Origin of the sequence: Actinomyces faecalis (assembly GCF_013184985.2) — a bacterium.
GTDB classification, from domain to species: Bacteria; Actinomycetota; Actinomycetes; order Actinomycetales; family Actinomycetaceae; genus Actinomyces; species Actinomyces faecalis.
In genome coordinates this window covers 2387503-2408323 of sequence record NZ_CP063418.1, presented here as the reverse complement: position 1 = coordinate 2408323, position 20821 = coordinate 2387503, and the positions used below count along the sequence as shown (strand labels likewise).

At 63.4% G+C, this 20821-nt stretch carries 15 protein-coding genes; 5 read left to right on the top strand and 10 right to left on the bottom strand.

Translation table 11 applies throughout. The features are described from left to right. Positions 1-8: 8 nt before the first annotated feature. The 3 genes from HRL51_RS10330 (at position 9) to purQ (ending at position 2107) form a co-directional block, all read left to right on the top strand. Entirely contained in the window at positions 9-926 is a 918-nt protein-coding gene (locus HRL51_RS10330; protein ID WP_172191690.1) for a phosphoribosylaminoimidazolesuccinocarboxamide synthase, read from the top strand. A 222-nt stretch (positions 927-1148) separates the two neighbouring features. After that, the gene (gene purS / locus HRL51_RS10325; RefSeq protein WP_172191688.1) at positions 1149-1412 is read left to right on the top strand and encodes a phosphoribosylformylglycinamidine synthase subunit PurS; all 264 of its coding nucleotides are present in this window, start codon (positions 1149-1151) and stop codon (positions 1410-1412) included. Beyond that, on the top strand, positions 1409-2107 hold the full coding sequence (gene purQ, locus HRL51_RS10320) for a phosphoribosylformylglycinamidine synthase subunit PurQ (protein WP_172119348.1): 699 nt from the start codon (positions 1409-1411) through the stop codon (positions 2105-2107). Before purS ends, purQ begins: the two co-directional genes overlap by 4 nt. Before the next feature lie 940 nt (positions 2108-3047). Here purQ and HRL51_RS10315 read toward each other — a convergent pair. Together HRL51_RS10315 and HRL51_RS10310 are read right to left on the bottom strand one after the other, a co-directional pair. Then, positions 3048-4079 carry a hypothetical protein gene (locus HRL51_RS10315; protein WP_172119349.1) on the bottom strand — a complete coding sequence of 344 codons (1032 nt, stop codon included), beginning with the start codon at positions 4077-4079 and terminating at the stop codon, positions 3048-3050. A 396-nt stretch (positions 4080-4475) separates the two neighbouring features. Continuing rightward, a complete protein-coding gene (locus HRL51_RS10310; RefSeq protein ID WP_172119350.1) occupies positions 4476-5906 on the bottom strand; it encodes a glycosyltransferase in 1431 nt (476 codons plus the stop codon). Between the two features lie 138 nt (positions 5907-6044). On the opposite strand from HRL51_RS10310, the gene HRL51_RS10305 reads away from it, so the two are divergent. Both HRL51_RS10305 and purL read left to right on the top strand, forming a co-directional pair. Continuing rightward, complete coding sequence (locus HRL51_RS10305; RefSeq protein ID WP_172191686.1) at positions 6045-6476, top strand: TM2 domain-containing protein; 432 nt, start codon at positions 6045-6047, stop codon at positions 6474-6476. Positions 6477-6729: 253 nt separating this feature from the next. Beyond that, a complete protein-coding gene (gene purL / locus HRL51_RS10300; protein WP_172191684.1) occupies positions 6730-9132 on the top strand; it encodes a phosphoribosylformylglycinamidine synthase subunit PurL in 2403 nt (800 codons plus the stop codon). A 598-nt stretch (positions 9133-9730) separates the two neighbouring features. Here the strand turns inward: purL and HRL51_RS10295 are convergent. The 8 genes from HRL51_RS10295 to HRL51_RS10260 all read right to left on the bottom strand — a co-directional run bounded on the left by HRL51_RS10295 (position 9731) and on the right by HRL51_RS10260 (position 20813). Next, entirely contained in the window at positions 9731-10816 is a 1086-nt protein-coding gene (locus HRL51_RS10295; protein WP_172191682.1) for an acyltransferase family protein, read from the bottom strand. Beyond that, positions 10813-12111, bottom strand: a complete 1299-nt coding sequence (locus HRL51_RS10290) for an ABC transporter permease (protein ID WP_172191680.1) — start codon at positions 12109-12111, stop codon at positions 10813-10815. The genes HRL51_RS10295 and HRL51_RS10290 overlap by 4 nt, the downstream gene beginning before the upstream one ends. A gap of 622 nt (positions 12112-12733) precedes the next feature. Next, positions 12734-14143: a sugar transferase gene (locus HRL51_RS10285; protein WP_172191658.1), complete on the bottom strand. Its 1410-nt coding sequence runs from the start codon at positions 14141-14143 to the stop codon at positions 12734-12736. An 11-nt stretch (positions 14144-14154) separates the two neighbouring features. Further along, complete coding sequence (locus tag HRL51_RS10280; RefSeq protein ID WP_172191656.1) at positions 14155-15279, bottom strand: glycosyltransferase; 1125 nt, start codon at positions 15277-15279, stop codon at positions 14155-14157. Between the two features lie 419 nt (positions 15280-15698). Then, positions 15699-16742 carry a glycosyltransferase family 4 protein gene (locus HRL51_RS11615; protein ID WP_172191654.1) on the bottom strand — a complete coding sequence of 348 codons (1044 nt, stop codon included), beginning with the start codon at positions 16740-16742 and terminating at the stop codon, positions 15699-15701. Then, complete coding sequence (locus HRL51_RS10270) at positions 16739-17758, bottom strand: glycosyltransferase family 4 protein (RefSeq protein WP_235954031.1); 1020 nt, start codon at positions 17756-17758, stop codon at positions 16739-16741. The genes HRL51_RS11615 and HRL51_RS10270 overlap by 4 nt, the downstream gene beginning before the upstream one ends. 95 nt (positions 17759-17853) lie before the next feature. Next, the gene (locus HRL51_RS10265; protein WP_172191652.1) at positions 17854-20112 is read right to left on the bottom strand and encodes an N-acetylneuraminate synthase family protein; all 2259 of its coding nucleotides are present in this window, start codon (positions 20110-20112) and stop codon (positions 17854-17856) included. Continuing rightward, entirely contained in the window at positions 20109-20813 is a 705-nt protein-coding gene (locus tag HRL51_RS10260; protein ID WP_172191650.1) for an acylneuraminate cytidylyltransferase family protein, read from the bottom strand. The genes HRL51_RS10265 and HRL51_RS10260 overlap by 4 nt, the downstream gene beginning before the upstream one ends. Positions 20814-20821 lie beyond the last annotated feature (8 nt).

Here is a 20821-nt window from a genome sequence, read left to right as displayed (position 1 = left end):
ATGGACTCATGAGCGCGAGCAAGCCTGTCATCCCCGCAGCTCCAGTCCTGCCGGGCTGGCAGCACCTGTCCTCCGGCAAGGTCCGGGACGTCTACACCCCGGCGGGGGACGGTCCCTGGGCTGGTCGGGACGTTCTCCTGGTCGTCGCCTCGGACCGCATCAGCGCCTACGACTTCATCCTGTCGACTCCTGTGCCTGACAAAGGCAAGGTGCTGACTGCCTTGTCCGCGTGGTGGTTCGAGCAGCTCGCAGACATCGTCCCCCACCACCTCGTCTCCCTCGATGTGCCCGAGCAGGTAGCCGGGCGTGCCATGATCTGCCAGCGCCTGGACATGTACCCGGTGGAGTGCGTGGCCCGCGGCTACCTCACGGGCTCGGGGCTGGTTGAGTACCGGGCCGACGGCACGGTGTGCGGAGCCGCTCTCCCCGACGGCCTGACTGAGGCCTCGCGCCTGCCTGAGCCTATCTTCACTCCCGCAGCCAAGGCGGAGCTCGGCGATCATGATGAGAACGTGAGCTTCGAGCGTGTGGCTGAGATGGTGGGTGAGCCGGCAGCCTCCTCGTTGCGCGAGGTTACGCTGCGCCTGTACAGCGCTGCCGCGGATATCGCGCGTGAGCGCGGCATCATCCTGGCTGACACCAAGTTTGAGCTCGGACGCGACGCTCGTGGCCAGATGGTTCTGGGGGACGAGGTCCTCACCCCCGACTCCTCGCGGTTCTGGCCGGCTGACGAGTGGGTGCCCGGGCAGGCCACACCGTCCTTTGACAAGCAGTTCGTGCGTGACTGGCTCACGAGCCCCGCCTCTGGCTGGGGCCGCTCCAGCGGTGAGCAGCCTCCTGCGCTGCCGGACGAGGTCATCGAACGGACCCGGGACCGCTACCTTGAGGTGTATGAGCGCCTGACGGGGAGCGCGCTGGCGTTGTGACACCCAGAGTCCGGTCCTGCCTCGGGCTGTGCTCGGGGCAGGGGACGGCTTGGTTCTCCTGGTGGGCGCGGGCTGGCCGCAGCGCCCACTGGTGGTGAGGTGAAGGTGCGACTGGAGCCGCGGCGTCATCACACTGGCGGTCCTGCCGGCTGGGTCTGCCGTGGCCAGGCCGGGTAGTCTGGGCCCGGACCCTCTTCCGCCCACCTGCACCCAGGAGAACCGATGGGACGTATCGTCGTCGAGGTCATGCCCAAGCCCGAGATTCTTGACCCCCAGGGCAAGGCAGTTGTCGGCAGCCTGCCGCGGCTCGGATTCGACCAGTTCACCGCGGTGCGCCAGGGGCGTCGCTTCGAGCTCACGGTTGACGGACCGGTCACCCAGGCTCACCTGGACGCTGCGGCCGAGGCTGCCGAGAAGCTGTTGTCCAATCCCATCATCGAGGACATCGTCTCCGTGCGCGCTGAGGACGAGGGGGCCCAGGCGTGACCCGCATCGGCGTCATCACCTTCCCGGGCACGCTCGACGACGTCGACGCGCTGCGGGCCGTGCGCCTGGCTGGCGCCGAGCCTGTCTCCCTGTGGCACAAGGACGCTGACCTCCACGGTGTGGACGCCGTGGTGGTGCCCGGCGGCTTCTCCTACGGCGACTACCTGCGTTGCGGCGCGATCGCCCGCTTCGCCCCGGTCATGGACGAGGTCATTGAGGCGGCCGGCAAGGGCATGCCGGTGCTCGGCATCTGCAACGGCTTCCAGGTCCTGGCGGAGGCGCACCTGCTGCCCGGTGCGCTGATCCGCAACGACCACCAGAAGTTCATCTGCCGCGAGCAGGGGCTGAGGGTCGAGTCCACCTCGACCGCCTGGACCGGCCTCTTTGAGGTCGGCGACGAGATCACCATCCCGATGAAGAACGGTGAGGGCAACTTCATCGCATCGCCCGAGGAGCTGGACCGCCTGGAGGGTGAAGGGCTCGTCGTCTTCCGCTACACCGGCTCCAACCCCAACGGCTCGGCCCGTGACATTGCCGGTGTACGCAACGAGCGTGGCAACGTCGTCGGCCTGATGCCGCACCCCGAGCACGCCGTGGAGCCGGGCTTCGGGCCGGACTCCGAGGCTGGCCCGCGAGCAGGCGTGGACGGGCTCAAGATCTTCCAGTCGGCCATCAGCGCGCTGGTTGGCGCCTGAAAAGTAGCCGCCCTCTAAGCCCGTCTTCAGGCGGCTAGCGCGTGCACACGCACCTGCGGCGTGCCTCCCAAGATGCGGGAGGCACGCCGCAGTCGTGGAGCGGTCTTGCCTGGTGCGCTCGTCGGGGCGTGCCTCGCGTGCGGGACTGGCTGAGCGGACCGGTGGAGGCCCGTCTCTCGCTCAGCTCAGGGACGACGGCGCTCGGTGCGGCCTCCTTGGTCCTGGACATGGTGGTGCGACCGACGGCGTAAGGGGCCAGGGCCTGGGAGACGTGCGGAGCAGAGGGCTGCCCTGCCAGCCAGGCTGGCCATCCGCCTGGTGGTTGTGCCTGCGCTGGCGGGGCAGGAGCCGGGGCGACGGTGCTGAGCGCACGGGCACGAGCTGTCGTCCACATGCAGCGGTCTGTGCTGTGGGAAAGTCCTCATAAGGGACGGCGAACATCGGGTGGCGAGACGATCGTCCTGTGCCGCGTGGCCCAGTGGAGGATGGTGGCGGCGTTGCGGGGAATGTGAATCGCTATCGCGGGAGGCGGCGATGTGCTGTGCGAGGTCGGAGTTGACAAAACCGCATGATCTCAACGATTTGACGCGTTCGAGAATCCTCGGTAGTAGCGGTTGGAGGGCAAGGGGTCGTGACGCCTGTCCGGGCTTGAAACGTCCTCAGGTGGGTGAGCGGCGGGTAACCACAGGGTGAGCGGCGTGATTTCCAGGGTCTGGGGATTCTGTGCACAAGGCTGTGGACAGAATCTGTGGATAAGTGGGGCAGCGTGCGGCATGGAGACGGGTGTTGCTGGTGGTGCGCGCCCCTCATCACTTGGGGGGATGAACAGTCGGTTTCGTATCGGGCCGGCGCGGGATCGACTGTCCATGGGCGAGAACGACGGGGAGGGGGAGTGGATCCCGGCGGACGGGGGCTGATCCGGATCAGCCTGAGCAGACGTCTAGAGCCAGAGATCCCGGACGGGGCGTGCATGGCGCACGATCTGAGCTGGGAACAATGACCTCAGACGAGCTGCGAGAGCATGGGGGTCCTTGAGATCTGACCACTCGAAGCGCTCGATGCGCCATCCGTCCCGGCGCAGCCGCATCTCACGTGACTTCTCTGCGCGGACGTCCTTGGCCTTGCTGTACTTGGAGTACCCGTCAAACTCCAGGCCCAGCCGGTACTCCTCCCAGCCGAGGTCGATGAAGAAGGTCGTCGAGTCCTCCCGGGTCTGCCAGCACTGCTGGGGCTCAGCCCCAGGCAGTCCTGCAGCGTGTACCGCCCAACGCAGAACGCTCTCGCCGGGAGACTCTGAGAAGGGGCTCGCGATGGCGAGAACGGCTCGGGCACGGCGCAGCCCAGGTCGCCGCGGGTACCGGGCGAGCATCTCGATGAGCTCGGCACGCAGGTCTTCCGGGTCGCGGCCGAGGCAGACGCGCGTGAACCGGTCCGCCTGGCAGATCTGCCGGAAGACCGAGTCCACGACACAGACTGCCTCCAGGGCTGGCAGGTCGCAGGCGCAGTCCAACGCGGTCAGGATCGGGTTGGTCACCCTGAGTCCTCTGACGACCTCGATCTCATCTGGGGAGGGGACCCGGGTGCTGCGGATCAGGGAGACGGTACGTCCCTGGAACGGTCTGCCACTGTCTGTGGTGAATGTCAGCGTCGGTAGGGGACGCCTTCCGGTGCTGGGGTTGCGCGGGACGGCGATGCGGATGTCGGGCTCAGCCGTCATGCAGGTGTGCCCGTGCGCGATAGCGGCCACCTCGTGCGTGAGGCAGATGGCGGACGGGTGCGTATGCAGCACTGCGGCTGCGCGTGCGAGCGTCGCCTCGCGGCGTTGCTCCCACGGTGCGAGCCCTGGCTGAGGGTGTAGGTAGGCGCCGCGCATGATCTTCACAGCCCCTGCTTCGACAAGTGATCGTGCGTCGTCATAGAGGGTGGTCAGGGACAGGCGTGGTACCGAGGACAGAGGCGGGGAAGCAGTCATGTGCCTCAGGGTGGTGGGCTGTGTGCTGAGGGGCCAGGCTGCGTTGTGAGTGCTGTGGATGGGGGTGCCACGGCGGACACCTGTGGAGCCCGGGCGAGGTGTCGGGCGCTGAAGTGTCGGCGCTGGGAGGGGCGAGCCCTTGATCGAGGTGGCCCTTGGGCAAGTAGGGTCGTTTTCGCCCGCGAACAGTCATTTTCGATGCCGCCCGCTGCGAAAGTGACTGTTCGCGGGCGAGAGCGATGGGGTGGCGGTGTGGGTGGTGGTCGGAGGTGACTGTTCGCGGGCGAGAGCGACGGGGTGGCGGTGTGGGTGGTGGTCGGAGGTGGCTGTTCGCGGGCGAGAGCAATGGGGAGGGCGGCTGCCCGGGGTGAGGGCTACGGGCGTACCGCCCAGCACTCACCCCTCAGCCTGGGCGATCATATTGACCACCTCGATGAGGTGGCGGTCGGGGAGGTAGTCGCGGCGCACCGCCTCGTGCGCGGCCTCGCCCATCTCACGGGCGCGCTCAGTCAGCAGCAGAAGGTCGCGGACGGCCTCAGCCCAGCCGGCGGCGTCGTCGGCAGCGACCAGCACGCCCGAGACCCCGTCCTCCACCTGGTCCTGGATACCGCCGACAGCGCTGCCCACCACCGCAGACTTCTTCCACATCGCCTCAGCCACCGTGAGCCCGAAGGCCTCCACTCGCGAGCGCTGCGTGACCACGGAGCTGACCCGCTGCAGCGCGTTGACCACCGTGGCGTTGACCTCACGGTCGGAGGTCGGGATCGTGAGCACGTGCACCCGGCTCGCGGTCGACTCCGGCAGCGTGGAGACGCGCTCCACGATCTCTTCCAGCGTGCGGGCGGCATCCGGCTCGCGCTCAAGGTCGGGTGTGGGACCGGCCAGCACCAGGTGGGTGTCCCCTGGCAGCGTCTCGATCTGGGAGGCGAAGGCCTCGACGAGCTCCAGGCCGCCCTTGAGCGGGTCCCACCGCTGGACCTGGGTCACTGTCCGGGCTCCCTCGGGTACCGGCACACCTGCAACCACACCAGCCGGAGCGCCTGCGTCCAGGCCGCGGAAGGCGTCGGGCCGCCCGTCCTCGCGGATGAAGGGCACAGCGTCAAAGGGGGGCTGGCCGTCAAAGAACCCAGCCAGGCGGACCACGGAAGCAGCTTCGTCGGCGTCCAGCACCCGGTTCTTGGGCGAGTCGGGATTGATGGAGGGGGCGATGACGGCACAGTGCTCCTCCTCCGTGTAGGGCGGCAGGTACTCCGCGCGTGAGGCGACGACGAGGTCGACCTCTTCCAGGTAGCGGTCAAGAAAGGCCCAGGCCCGCTGGCCCTCCTCGCCGGCGTCGGCGCTACCGGCGTGGCAGCGCCAGATGACGGTGGCCCCGGCCTGCTGGAAGGCGCGCGCCAGCCCAGCGGTCGCGGGGTCGTGCAGGATGACGACGTCCCCCTCGCGCACGTCCTCGATGACGTTCTCGGCGTTAGAGGCCAGCACGTGCTCGTACAGGTCACGCTGCTTGTCGCCGAGCTTGCCGCTGTGGTCGTGCCAGCCGTGGAGCGCGGCGTTGAGGCGTGCGGACACGGCGAGGAACTCGGCCGGGGCGTCGAGCGTGAGCCAGCGGGCGTCGATCTCCAGACCCCGCGCGTAGCCCACCAGCGGCGCCACCGTCTCGGCGGGCCCGGACTCGGCTGCGGCCGACGGCGTCACGGTCCACACGGTACGCCTGTCCAGCAGTCCGTGGGCTGCGGTGACGACGTCGTGCAGACGGCGGACAGCGACCTCATCGAGGTGACTCTCCAGGTCCGACAGGGGCAGGGGCGCGACGTCGATGCTTCTCATGTCCTGATCCTGCCCCTGTTTGATGTGATTCGCGGCACTTTGAGGGGGTGTGTCGTGGATGAAAGGCTTGAGGGGTATCGGGCAAGGTGTACCTGTCCCCTCTCCAGGCTGCCCGCGCAGCAGACAAGAAAGGCCAGCATGGCTCAGACCCCCTACCCCCAGAACTCTGCCCAGCCCTACGTTCAGCCCCAGCAGGGATACCCGCAGCCCTACGGCCAGCAGCCCTACAATCCCAGTGCCAAGTCCAAGACCGTGGCGGCGCTGCTCGCCTTTTTCCTTGGCTGGACCGGCGCGCACAGCTTTTACCGCGGACAGACCAAGCGGGGCGTGGGCCACCTGGTCCTCACGGTGCTGACGGTCATCCTGTTCATTGCCGGTGTGGTAACGGTTGCCTCGAACGCTGACGCCTACGCACAGATGGCTGATGGCTACGGCCAGATCACTGACGCCGAGGCTGCCAAGGTTGGTGGGACGATGCTTGTCGCCTACCTGCTGTCCACTGTCAACGGCCTGTGGGCCTTCGTTGAGTTCATCATGATCCTTGTGTCCAAGGACGGCTCGCTGCGCTGAGCTGGCGCCTGTCCGTCATAGGGGGACGACGGCGGTTTCCCCCCAGACTCTCCACCTCGCCTACCAGCCCGCGCCAGCCGGCTGGTAGGCGAGGTGCTGTGTGCCGTGAGCCTCGACGTCGTCCGGTGCGCCAGAAGGCGAGCGGGTCCGTGGCCGGCGCTCGCGGGTAGGCGGTGCCGGCGAGCGGAGGGTGGCCGGTGCCAGGTATCCTCGGCCCTGGTCCACTCACCTCCTCGACCTCAGGAGCAGCCGCATGGCAACCGTGTCGTCCGAGTCCCCCGTCCCCGCCCCCGAGCCGGGCCTGGCCCCGCGGCCGGTCGAGCACCCCGACACCGTCCAGGACGCCGCAGCGACCCCGGACCAGGAGATGCCCTACCGCGAGCTTGGCCTCAAGGACGAGGAGTACGCCTCCATCAAGGAGCTGCTGGGACGCCGCCCCACCAACGCCGAGCTCGCCATGTACTCGGTGATGTGGTCCGAGCACTGCTCCTACAAGAGCTCTAAGATCCACTTGAGGCAGTTCGGTGCCAAGGTCACGCCCGAGATGAAGGAGCACCTGCTGGTCGGCATGGGCGAGAACGCCGGTGTGGTGGACATCGGTGACGGCTGGGCCGTGACCTACAAGGTCGAGTCCCACAACCACCCCAGCTTCGTCGAGCCCTACCAGGGGGCGGCCACCGGCGTGGGTGGCATCGTGCGCGACATCATCTCCATGGGAGCCCGTCCCGTGGCCGTCATGGACCAGCTGCGCTTCGGCGCGGTGGACCACCCGGACACCGCGCGCGTGGTCCACGGAGTGGTGGCCGGTGTGGGAGGCTACGGCAACTGCCTGGGCCTGCCCAACATCGGTGGCGAGACCGAGTTCGACTCCTCCTACCAGGAGAACCCGCTGGTCAACGCCCTGTGCGTGGGTGTGCTGCGTCACGACGACATCCACCTGGCCAACGCCTCCGGCGCGGGTAACAAGGTGGTCCTCTTCGGTGCGCGTACCGGTGGGGACGGCATCGGCGGCGCCTCGATCCTCGCCTCGGAGTCCTTCGAGGACGGTATGCCGGCCAAGCGCCCCAGCGTCCAGGTGGGTGACCCCTTCATGGAGAAGGTCCTCATCGAGTGCTGCCTCGACCTGTTCGCCCAGGACCTGGTCCTCGGTATCCAGGACCTGGGCGCGGCCGGTATCTCCTGCGCCACGAGCGAGCTCGCCTCCAACGGTGACGGCGGTATGCACGTGGACCTGGAGAACGTGCTGCTGCGCGATCCCACGCTGACGGCTGGTGAGATCCTCATGAGCGAGTCCCAGGAGCGCATGATGGCGGTCGTGGCTCCCGACAAGCTTGAGGCGTTCATGGATGTGATCGACAAGTGGGACGTCGAGGCCGCGGTCATTGGTGAGGTCAACGGCTCGGGCCGCCTGACCATCGACCACTTTGGCGAGCGGATCGTTGACGTCGACCCGCGCACGGTCGCCCACGAGGGGCCCACTTATGACCGTCCCTACGTCCGCCCGGCCTGGCAGGACGAGCTCAACGCGGACACTTCGACGCGCCTGGCCCGGCCTGAGTCAGCTGCTGAGCTTGCGGACCAGGTGCGTGCCGTCGTCACGAGCGTCAACCAGGCTTCGACCTCCTGGGTCACCAGCCAGTACGACCGTTTCGTGCGCGGCGGTACCGCCCTGGCTCAGCCTGACGACGCCGGCGTCATCCGCGTCGACGAGGCTACCGGCCGTGGTGTGGCGATCTCCACCGACGCCAACGGCCGCTTCACCAAGCTCGACCCGGCCACCGGCGCCGCCCAGGCCCTGGCTGAGTCCTACCGCAACGTGTGCACCGTGGGGGCCAAGCCGCTGGCGGTCACCGACTGCCTCAACTTCGGCTCCCCGGAGGACCCTGACGCCATGTGGCAGCTGGTCGAGGCCATCACCGGCCTGGCTGACGCCTGCCAGGTCATGGGGATTCCGGTCACCGGCGGCAACGTGTCCCTCTACAACTCCCACGGCAAGGTCAAGGGGCTCATCGACTCCTCCATCAACCCCACCCCGGTGGTCGGTGTCCTTGGCGTCATGGACGACGTGCGTCGCGCCAACCCCTCGGGCTGGTTCGAGGAGGGCCTGGCCGTCATCGCCCTGGGCACCACTGCCGATGAGCTGGACGGCTCGGCCTGGACCCGCGTGGTCCACGACCACCTCGGTGGCCTGCCCCCGCGTGTGGACCTGGAGGCTGAGATGGCGCTGGGGCGGGTCCTGCTGGCCCTGAGCGAGGCCGACGGCCCGGACGGCAGGAAGCTTGTGCGAGCCGCTCATGACGTCTCCAACGGCGGTCTCATCCAGACCCTGGTGGACTCGGTCCTGCGTCATGGCGTGGGTGCGAGCATCAACCTGTCTGGCATCGAGGGGCGCGACGAGGTGGACGACTTCACCGCCCTGTTCTCTGAGTCCGGGGCGCGTGCCGTCGTCGCCGTGCCGGAGGGTGCGGTGGCCGTGGTGGCTGCTGCGGCCGAGGCCGAGGACGTGGCCTGGAGCCGGCTAGGAACCACGGGCGGTGAGCTGCTGACCGTGACTGGTTCAGACCTGCTCGCCGACGGCGGGGAGGGACAGCCTCTGACGCTTGACCTCGCGGAGCTGCGCGAGGGCGTCGAGGCGACGCTGCCGGCGTTGTTCTAGCTCGGCTGTGCCTCCTCATACCCTCGCCTCTGTGCTTCTTATCGGACTCTGGCTCACTCCGATAAGAAGCGCAGAGGCAGTATGACGTGACTACTGGCTCGGGAGCTAGTCGTTCGAGTCTGGACGTGAGGGAGAGTCTCGTCGGGGGAGCAGTGTCTGTGAAGGGCTGTTCTCAAGATGGCCGGTAGGTTTTGAAATGATGTGTGCCCAGTATCTCGAGCAAGAATTCCCTGGAAGAATTTGCGACGTATCAGGGCGAGTCCTCCGCTTCCGCCAGGGTGGCTTCATCTTTCTTGGGGTTACGTTGTCGATGTTTTAACTCAGGAATGTCGGCTCGCCAGCAACGGTGAAGGAAAGGAGATGTTGAGCAAGGCGAGATGGCGTTGGCAATACCGTCTATGGTGGCGTGATGAAAGGTGGCTTCGGCTATTGCGGCGACTCGTCTCGGGAAGAGCCGCGTGCACGAGGGGGAAGGGGGCTTGTTGCCGTGCTCTGATTTTGAGGAGATGCCACTCAATGCGGCAAGAACTTCCTATGCAGGATGCATGGACGGCCAGTCCCTTTTGTGGATCGTTCTGGAGTGAAGAGGGAATCCACTTCATTGCTTTGCGGATTTTCTGGACAGTGAACGCGTCCATGCCCGCCTCCATGCGGGCGACAATGTATTCTCTCCGACCCGCCAGACTGACCATGCGACCAACAGGCATATGATAAACGCCAGCAACATGGCTGCATTGCGTCCAATTGGCTCAATAAGAAATTGCATTACAGAATAGCAGACCAAGGAATGTGTGATATACAAGGAGTAACTTATTTTACCAAGCCATGTGAAAGGCGCCCAAAGTAACATTGAGGTGGAATCGCTCCTCAGTGTCACCACTGAAAAAATGACATAAATAACTGAAACCGCGGCGGCGTGGCGTATATCTGCAAGTAGATAAGCGGAACCGACAGAGGCCAGGCCTGAGACTGCGACCATCGGATGGTATCGTGAGGATTTCCTTGATATGAAGAGGTAGGCTCCCCCAATGAATAAAGGAGCGTACTGGGCCAGCGACAGATTGATTGCGATCTTGGTCATTGTTGGAACGAGAGACGGGTCGATTCCGTGACTCTTTGGGTACGCCCAAACCGAGACTCCCGAACTTGCAGCCAACCATAAGCTGGAAAAAATTAAAAGGGATCTCCTACTGATCCGACATTTCGTTACGATCAAAAGAATAAGGATCAAAAGATAAAATTGCATCTCGACAGCAAGAGTCCAGTGCGTGCCGTCTAAATTCTCAACGAACAGCCATCTCTGTACCATCGTCATATTTCCGATGATTGTTATAGCATCAGTCGGTACGGCTAGAGACGGGAGGCTTAGGCCTAAAATTACCGATATTGCGATTGATATCCAGTAGGCTGGGTATAGTCTTGTTACGCGCGAAATGACAAATTGTAACGGGCGTTCCGCCCTAAACGCTGTCATAAGGATAACAAATCCACTTATTAGAAAAAATATCTCGACACCGAAGGCTCCATAAGTAAATTTAAATAGTGGTTCGCCTCCACCGGCATAATGATCATCGTATGTCACCGTAAGGTGTCCGATGACCACGCTCAATGCTGCTATACCTCGAAGTCCATCTAATTCTCGAAACCTTGGTGATGTGTCTTTGGGAGAGATATCTGCGGTCATGGCTGCCGCCTCGTATTGAGGGCTCTTTCTTTTAATGAGTTGCTTCGGGCAAGGCTTCGATGATAACGCGACATAGTGCTTTCACTCGCGGTAGAGATCTGGGCTCTTTCGGGATCCTGGTCTTTTAGGTACACCTCGAGTATGGCAGCGAGCAGTAGGACGGTTTGTGTTGAGAAAAAGACTTCCCCGAGTTTCCATGCGCACACCAGCTCGACGATGACTGCAGCTTCTACCGCGAGCTGGGTGAAGTTTGTGATGTGCTGTCGCTTGGGGCGGAGCCCGTACCACACAAAAATCGAAACAAAGACGATCAGGAGTAGCCAACCACCTTCCTGGCGGAGTCCATCATAAGCGTTGTGGAAAAACCAGGTTTTTTCATCGATCTCGACTGTTGCCGTACCGAGTCCCCCTCCGTAGGGGGGTGTGGAATTGAGCTTGATCTGAACGGCATCGTCGATACGCTCACGCAGGGCATCGCTGCCGGTTCGATCTGTGAAAGCACCTTCTTGGGAGTAGTCGTCGACCAGGATATTCAAAGCGAAAGCGATAAAGCCGCCAAGAATTACTCGTGGTATTAATGAGCGCATACGGGGTCGAAAAAGTATCCACAACCCCGCGGCAGCCAAAGCCCCGAGGGTAGTTCTTGAACCGGTAAGCCAGATCAGTATTCCCGTAGTCGCAAGCGTGGGGATGATATACCGGCGCCGAACAAAAGCGCATAGTGTGACGCCAATGATGGCGATCGTCAATGCTGCATGGTTCTTGTCCTCAAGGTATCCGGTGAGGTAACCTCCGTAAGTATCGGGAGCAGCACCTGCGTAGAACAAGCCGGTATTAACCAGGATACCGAAGGCGGCTGCACGTAGCATTGAGGGCAGGTGCGCGCGGCCACTTCCAATAAGGACGGCCAAGATGAGCAGGATCGCGATGTGACCAAGGCGCCGTGTCCATAAGACGTCATTTATGCTGGACACGGCAATGAGATAGACCCCCATGGCGATGGCGCCGGGGATGAGGAGCTCAGCACGCCCCAGGCGGTAGCGAGGAGCACGGAAGAGCAGGATCAGGATAAAGACAATGCCAGCGAGGTCACTGACGGGTAGGGAAGCGGGGATGCCCGGCAGAGCTCGGAAGGTGAGTAGTACACCAAAAAAAGCGTCCACGAGATGCGTGGAGCTCTTGTCGGAGATCGTGGGAAGCGTCCACGCCCACATGCTTACGGGGGCTGAGTCTGCTGGCGCGCTGGCGGAACAGGTGGTGGGGTGCGCGCGGTCAGTCATCGGCAGAGTGCTCATACGGTGCTCCTTGAGCTGACGAGAGGACGGATAGCGAGGAGGAGGCAGACGGAACCGAGGACATCCCACAGAGTATGTGCAGTGACAGACAGGATAACGATACCGAGGACGCAGCCGAAGACCCCCATGGCCGCAGTAGTCATCAGCTGCCATTGCCCGCCGCGTGGAGCGATGCGTTCCAGCATGAGGGAAGAAGCTAGGAATCCCGCCATATGGCCGGAAGGGAACGTGGATTCGTGTGGGAACCAACCGTAGTCAATGTGTGCGTTCAGATGCGGGAGGGCCGCGGAAAGAAGGAGTGCGCCACTGATGGTGCTTAGTGCCAGAGCCGTTGATCTCCACGGATATCGCCTTAAGCCGATAAATGCGCAGGTGAGGGTGATAACAAGAGTTACCGGCAAAGATCCGAGCGCCATAATGGACGATAACAGCCACGTCGGACAGGTGTGACGGATGGTGCCAAGCTCAACGAGCAGCCAGTATCCCAAGGCCTGGGCGGGTTCTACGGTGGCTGATACTAGCCATGTCATGAAGAAGGCCACCATCCATAACGTGGAGCGTTGGATGGAGGCGTGTGCGCGAGGCGTACGGGGCTCGATACCGGTCGCTTGGGCCGGCATCGTTAGTACGCGCCCCGACCTGTGAAGACGGCCTTCACGGTCTGCAGCAGGATGGAAAGATCCTGGAGCACTGACCAGTTGTCGATGTAGTACAGATCAAGCCGGATGGTCTCGTCCCATGACAGGTCTGAGCGGCCTGAGATCTGCCACAGACCAGTGAGGCCGGGCCGGACTCGTAGCCGACGCCATTCGTCATCCGTATAGAGGGCAACTTCGCGGGGAAGCGGCGGACGCGGTCCGATCAGACTCATCTCTCCCCGGATGACGTTGATCAACTGGGGAAGCTCATCAATGGAATAACGCCGGATTACTGCGCCCACTTTGGTGATGCGAGGATCGTCGGCACGTTTGAACATGACCTTGTTGGTCTGCGGAGTATCTTTGACTGACTGCAGACGTTGTTCAGCATCGACCACCATGGAGCGGAACTTCAGCATCTGAAATGGCTTGCCGTTGCGGCCCGTACGCGTCTGCCGAAAGAGGGCTGGGCCACCGTCGTGACGGACGAGCAGAGCGGTGACGATCATGATTGGAGAGCTCATGACCAGCATGAGCGTTGCGGTAATGATATCGAAAGCCCGTTTGCTCCAGGACAGGGCTCCGGCCGAACGTGGGTCCTCGACGTAGACGATCTGGGTCCCGGCAACCGGCCGGGTACGGACCCTGTCTGAGGCGACGTCAACGATGGAGGAGACGACTGCCAACTCGGTGTGGTGCCGCTCGAACTGCCAGAGGTAACGGCGGAAGTCTGTGGTTGACGGAGCGGAGCCGTCCGCGAAGAGAATCAGATCGGCGGCGTACTCCTCCGCCAGTGGGAGCAGGCCTGCTGAGGCGTTTGCCAGCGGTAGATCGAGGGCGGCGGCTTCCTCGGGAGAGGCATAGATCATTGCAACAGGGTTCAGCCCCATCCACTTACCTTCACGGACCCGTCTGATGAGCGCGGCCGAGACAGGCCCGTGGCCGACGATGATGGCACGGCGGGCCCCGAGATCACGCCGGTAAAACGCGTGGACGGCACGGCGCAGCAGGGATCTCTCCAGCACCAGCAGAGCGGGGCCCAGGACTGTCAGGATCAGGACATAGGAGCGAGACATTGGTACTTGACCAAAGAACAGCAACATGGTCATCAGGCATGACGTTGCCAGAGAGGCGTTGAAAACACGCCTGTAGCTGGAAGTCCCGGCTTCTAGGTCACGGGTTGAGTAGCCGCCGAAGGCGGCGATGACGGCAATCCACCCGATGACTAATGGGATCCTCAGGGAGTCCAGTGTGTGGTCGAGCACATATCCGTCGGCGATGAACGTCAGACGAGACCGCAGGTCCTGCGCCACGACCGTGGTCAGTAGGATGACAAGCGTGTCGAGAATGACGGCGCTTGTACCAATGATCCGCATCAGTTTGCCATGTGTCATGAGTGCGTCTCCTATGCCGCCAGCATGCCATCAACATAGGCTTGCAAACGTGCCGTAAACCGCTGCTCGCTAAAGCGTCTGCCGTGCTCAGTGATTCTCTGCCGGTCCCAGGAGATAGCCGCCTCCTGCTCAACAACGCCAACCACGTCCTGTGGGGTGGAGTGCTCGAAGAACAGTCCACTGACCTCATTGGCCACAGTGTCCAGGTACCCACCGCCGTGACGAGCCAGTACCGGGGTCCCAAAAGCATATGCTTCCAAAGGAGTCAACCCGAAGTCTTCGAAGGCTGGGGCGATTAGAGCTCGCGCATGGGCATAGGCCCACCGGACCTGGGCGTCGTCAAGACCGGACACTAAGCGGGCGTTCGCCGGTGCGAGGCGTGAGAGCCGTTCCTGCTCCGGGCCCCTGCCAATAACTAGCAGGGACCGGTCCGGCATCCTGGAGAATGCCTCCAGCACCACGTCGACCTTCTTGTATGGCATCAGGCGTGAGACCACCAGATAGAAGGGGCGTGGATCCGTCTCAGTTACCCAGTCCTGGGCCTGCGGGATGGGAGCGAGTGGCGCCTGAGAATCAACACCTCCGGGTGGAAAGAGGATATCTGCGTCGATCCCATAGACTCGGCGGATGCGCTCAGCCACGATGGTGGAATTTGCTAGGTAACGATCTGCTCTGAGCGCAGCGCGGCGGTCCCACCGCAGCAGAGCAGGGCGCAGTATGCCCAGGGCGAGTGCCTGGGGGCTCAGTGGGGAGACGTCTCCCAGGTACTGGCGTGACAGGTGCAGGAAACGTGCGGGGGAGTGGCAGTAGACCAGGCTCTGCCCGGTGAAGTGAAAGCCGTGTGCCCACCCTGTGGACGAGGCGATCGTCAGGTCGGCATCCACCGTGAAAGTAGACGCTGTCGGGGCAAGGACGGGCAACGTCGCTCGAAAATGCTTGCGGGCAAGAGGGAGACGATTGAGTGCACTGACGCGGATATCAGCGTTGGCGAAGTCAGGGAACGTGCCCTCAGGATCGTACAGGGTCGTGTAGATCGGGGCGTCCGGGAAAGCACGGTGCATAGCGAGAACGACTCGCTCAGCCCCACCACGCTGGGTGAGGTAATCGTGCGCGATAGCGATGCGAGGACGTGACATAGGGACCTGCCTCAGCACTGAGACGAGACGGCGCTGGTCAACTCGTTGTCTGCTCTCGGGGCCCATGAACTGTGACCGCACATGATGTCCTCAGGAACAATCTCCTCCCGGGTCTGTCTGACGAGCGAGAAAGTAGCAGCCCGATGGTGCCACGCTAGCAGTGCTCCGCCGTATGAAGAGGCTGACGCCTCCTGGTTGCGATCAAGTACAGAGGGCAGGCTGGGCACTCCTCGCGCCGCCGCATCGACAATCGCGGCAGAGTCGTCAACCAGGCCGTTGATTACCACAGGCACCTCGAAACGATCCGTGGGGAGGCTCTGATGCTCAAAGGATGACAGCAGCCGGGGCAGACGGTGTGAACCCCGGTAACTGGGGACGATGACTGAGGCTGTGAGCTCTGGTGCGGTGTTCATATGGCGCTACTCCTGAGGCAGGATGTCTGTGAGCAGATGGCGCACCCGCGCTCTGCCGCTACTCGGGGAAAACTCTGCTTCCCAACGTCTGTGCATATGCTCGAGGTGAGCCTCCACCGTCGCGGAGGGAGAGGCGAGTACCTGCTGCACCACCCGCAGTAAGGAACCGACCGAGCCTCGACGCGAGATCCACGGGTATCCCTTGCCCGCTACCTCTGGCAGGGCCCCAGTATCAGAGATGACGAAGGGGACACGGGCGCTCATCGCCTCGGCTACGATGAGGCCGAATGACTCGTCACACACGGATGGGAAGACGGCAAGGTCCACGGAGGAGAAGAACTCCTCGCGATCCATCCACCCAGCGCGCTCGGTGAGATGAGCGATCGGAACGAGGCTCGCATCGAGCTGGCGCTGATCGGCCTCATCCACGAAGCGCGGTGCCCCTGCGAGGAGCAGGCGATAGCGACCGGGGCTATCAGCGTCCAGTAGCCTGACTACTTGAGCAAGGACACGGACTCCTTTGTCAGTGCTGAGCCTGCCAAGGAACCCAAGGACAATCGGCTCCTCGCAGCCGCTGGTGGCGGGAGTGGATTGAGGTGTTGCGCGGACTGGAGGTACCCAGTTCGGCAAGATCTGCGCCGTCGGAAAACGACGGGCCATAGAACGGGAGGGTACGAGTAGAGCCAGCGAGCCAGCGGAGGCCAGGCGGCCCGCAGCCACGTGCTTCCAGGATGGAGCCTGATGGAGGTGGACGATGCGCCTAGGCCTGCCGGTGGTGGCCAGCGCGGGTACCAGGCCGTTGCACCACAAGATTCCGTCACGGTCTCGGTCCCAGGAGGCCAGAGCTCGCATGTAGGCCTTGCGTCCGGGAGGCAACGCAGTCGTCTGAAAACCCATGGAGGCTGCGGTTTCAACAACGCCTGCCTCGGCGCCAGGACCGATGATGTGCACATCGTGTCCTAGAGCACGAACTGCCTCAGCGATCTGTATCAGCATGACCTCGCCGCCACCGATCTCGCCGTTGTTCGCGGCGATATGGATACGGGTCACGTGAAGCACCCCCGGTACACCATCTGGATCTGCGTGGTCATGGCTCGCACGCTTGGCCACGTGGTCAGTGTGGGGCGTGATGAGAGATCTGTTCCCTGTTGATACATGGCCACCGCCATGGCCTGGAGGTCGGAGGCCTCCACCAGGCATCGGGCAGGGAGTATCTCGGGATTGCCACCAACTGGGGTAGCGACTACGCCTAGGCCCTGGCGGACTGCGTCAAGTAGTGAGTAGGAGCAGTTTTCCCAGACGGAGAGCTGCGCGAGGACGTCGTGCTGCGAGAGGGCCCGAGCTGAGTCGAGGTATCCGGGAAGAGAGACCGCCTCTGACAGGCCGAGTGCCTCGGCCGAGCGGCGCAAGGCTGCTTCCTCAGGGCCTGTACCCGCAAGGGTCAGTTGCGCCTGTGGATGGTCACGGTGGAGCACAGAGAAGGCCTTGAGCAGCTCGCCGATCTGCTTCTCCGGAGCCAAACGGGCCAGAGAGAGAATCCGTAGACCAGGAGTGCGCTCCGGGCGCACAGGAAGAGGATCAGCTCCATTGGGGATGATCTCAATGAGCTGCCGTGGATGCCAGGCTTGCCTCATAGCCTCAGCGGTGGCTTCTGAGACCGCGATGAGTGCATCGAAACGTTCGCAACGAGCTGCATGTGCAGCAGACATGAGACGGCTCTTGACAGCATTGCCGTGGTAAACGGTGTCCTGGCCGGGCGCAGCGATCCCGTGCTCAGTCGAGACCAGTCGCACTGGCCAGCTGACGGGAACGGCAAGCGCAGCAACGATATCGGCGTAAGCGAGGTGCGTGTGCAGCACCGCCGGGCGAAGCTTGGCGACTGCATGGCGCAGACTGCGCACCGAGGAATGCAGCCCAGCCTCCGGGCCAAAGCTCTCAACCAGGACGGGGACGTCGATCTCTTGCAGGGCAGATGCGAGTGGCCCGGGAGGACACATCACGACCATCCGCGTGTCCGGGATACCTTGCCGTGCGGTATCAAGGACGTGACGGGCCACACCGCCCATGTCAGCCACAGGGACCGCCCAGAGCGCGATCGGTGCATTTCCCGGTATGCCTCGGTAGGTACGAGACCGGTTGCCGGTGGACATGAGTGGAGCCGTCACAAGTACTTCTCCAGGCGATCGAGTGCCTTCCAGAAACCCTCGCCATCACCTACGTGCCCCATCCAGATCTCCGGGATGAAGGAAACCCCAGGAGCCAGGCGATCGAGCTGCTCAGCAAGCTCCGGCCAGTTGACGTCGCCCTCCTCGATCTGGGTGCCCTCTCCGTCAACGCCCTTACCGTCGACAATATGCAAATGAGCGGAGAGCGGAGCCAGAATCTCGGTGTACTCGCGCAGCGGTCGGTGCTCATGGTTGGCTGAGAGCATCGAGTGCGAGATGTCATAGGTGATCTGTAGGCCGGAGCGCTCGGCGAAGTCTGCCAGTGCCTCCGGGCTCATGAAGAGGTTGTGGTACTTCTGACCGCCAAGCAGCCACGGGTAAGGCGGGAGCGTCTGGGGCGCCAGACGGACCCCTGAGTGGTCAATGCGCGTGAGTCCCTCAATAATGCGGTCATACATGGCCGGAATCTCGTCCGGGGAGACAAAGCCCTCCTCGGTAAAGCCCCCAAGGGTCGCGATGAAGACCGGGTCCTCCTTCTGCTGGAAGTAGGGGCGCAGTGAGCGAGTGACGTCAATAGTGCGCTGGAGCTCGCGGATAGAACGCTCCCAGATCTCGTCATCCTTGGAGGCCAGGTCCAGGATGAAGTCACCGCTGAACAGATCTGGCAGGTGGCAGGTGTACCCCATAGGCAGCGGGTTTTCCTTGAAGTCCGCGAAGACCTCGTCCACGTCCATATCCAGGTCCTTGTAGGAGTAGTGGAACTCCAGGAAGTCTGGCTGGGCGCCGGTGGCGAGGATTCGGCGGAAGTCGTGGTAGCGCACCGGCACGCCCCAGGGACGGCGGAAGCTATAGGCGCGGGGCCTAGCGGCGTCGTCGTTCACGTCCCTGTCGTAGAAGAAGTCTCCGGCGGCGATATCGCGGGACAGGACCCGCCCCACGAGGTCATCAAGCCGGTTGGGTTGCAGACCTCGTCCGGGGCTCTTGATCTCGACGTCGTCGCTGGCGATCTTTTGCCCCGCGGACAGGTTCCGGGCAGCCACGAGGGACTTGGCGAGGTTCGCACGGTTCATGAACTCGCCGGGCTGCACGACGCGGGGCTCAGCGCTACCGAGTGAAGCCTCCACCTCCCGGATCTGCTGGACCATGGTCGCGAACTCGCCGGGCAGGAGCGAGACCTTGTGATCGTTGCCCTCGAGATCGCGGTTGGTGGTGAAGTGCTTCTCGATGATCGCTGCTCCCATGGCCACGGCAGCCATGGGTACGTGGTATCCGCGCTCGTGACCAGAGTACCCGACCGGGCACTCCCCAATCTCGGCTAGACGCTGCATGTAGCGCAGGTTGAGGTCCTTGAAGGGGGCGGGGTAAGAGGACTGGCACTGAAGGAGGGCATAAGGGGCGGAGTAGCGCTGTAGGAGGGCGACAGACTCCTTGATCTCGGCTTCGGTGCTCATCCCGGTGGAGATGATCATCGGCAGGGACTCGCGGGCTGCTGCACGTAGCAGTGCGTGGTTGGTCAGGTCCGCTGAGGCGATCTTGAGACCGTCAATGCCGTACTCGCACAGGACGTCGAGGCTTGGCAGGTCCCAGGGGGTGCACATGATGTCGATGCTGCGCTCACGGCAGTGGTCAAAGACCTTGACCATGGTCTCTGCAGGCAGGGAGAAACGGGTCAGGAGATCCAGGGTGTACTGCGCCCCCAGGTCCTCACCCGCGGTGATCTGGCCGGCCGCGCCACGGTAGAGCGCATCCATGTCCCGCAGCTGGAACTTCACGCAGTCCGCGCCAGCCTCTACCGCAAGGTCAACGAGCTCAATGGCGCGCTCGTACTCCCCTTGGTGGTTGTTACCAATCTCGGCAATGATGAAGACAGGCTGGTCCTTACCTACCTTGTGAGTGCCGATGGTGAAGGAGTCGTTGCCGGGAGAGGCGATGGCGATCACGCGGTGGCGCTCGTCCAGCACCGGGATGAGCGTGACGCCATCCCGGAAGACCCAGTCGAGCTCATCGAGGATCGTGCCCTCAGTGACGAAGCGTGGGGAGAGATTGGCGACGGCTGACGCAGACACTTGGAGGTCGTTGTGCCCTGAGGTGAGCCAACGACGAACATCGCCGTCCGTCAGGGAGCCAACCAAGGTGCCGTGCTCATCGACGAGAAAGATGGTACGCGCGTGGTTGGCGTTGATCTTGGTCAGGGCGGCCAGGACTGTTTCCTCGCCGAACATGATGTAAGGAGTGATTGAGCGCTCGATACTCATAGGAGGCCTTCCTGCTGCTGCATCTGGGTGAGAGTCTTGCCGGCCAGGGCGAGGTCGAGCGGGCCATCAATGTCCACACCTTCAACCTCATCCATGATGAACAGGCCGATCTGCCCGCCGATACGGTTCATCTGCTCGCGATAGACCCATGGCCGGGTGACGTAGAGCGAGCCGGTCTCGCGGTAGCGCATCTGGTCTTCCGTCAGCTCCTGACGGCGCGGTCGGCGACTGACGTCAAAGTCCGCCGTCGGCCCGTGCCCGTCACGAGCCGTCCACCACAGGAACGGGGTCTGGGGCACGACGCCGACTAGAGAATCAACTCCGGTCTGAACGATCTGGGCCAGAGCGCGGTCGATAGTGCCGGGACGGCGTACAGGAGAAGTAGCCTGGAGCAGCATGACGTAGTCCGGCTCATAACCCTGCTCGGCCAAGACGTCCATGGCGTGGATGATGACGGGCTCAGTCGCTGTGGTGTCCTGGGCCAGCTCTGCCGGACGGTCAATAACCTCGGCACCAACAGTCCTGGCGACCTGGGCGATCTCAGCGTCCTCGGTGGAGACCACGACGCGCAGGTCTCCGGTTGCGGCCAGAGCCTGCTCAATGGTCCACGCCACGAGCGGCTTGCCGCCGACGTCCCGTAGGTTCTTGCGAGGGATACCTTTCGAGCCCCCGCGGACAGGGATGACGGCGAGGGCGCTCACGAGGCGAG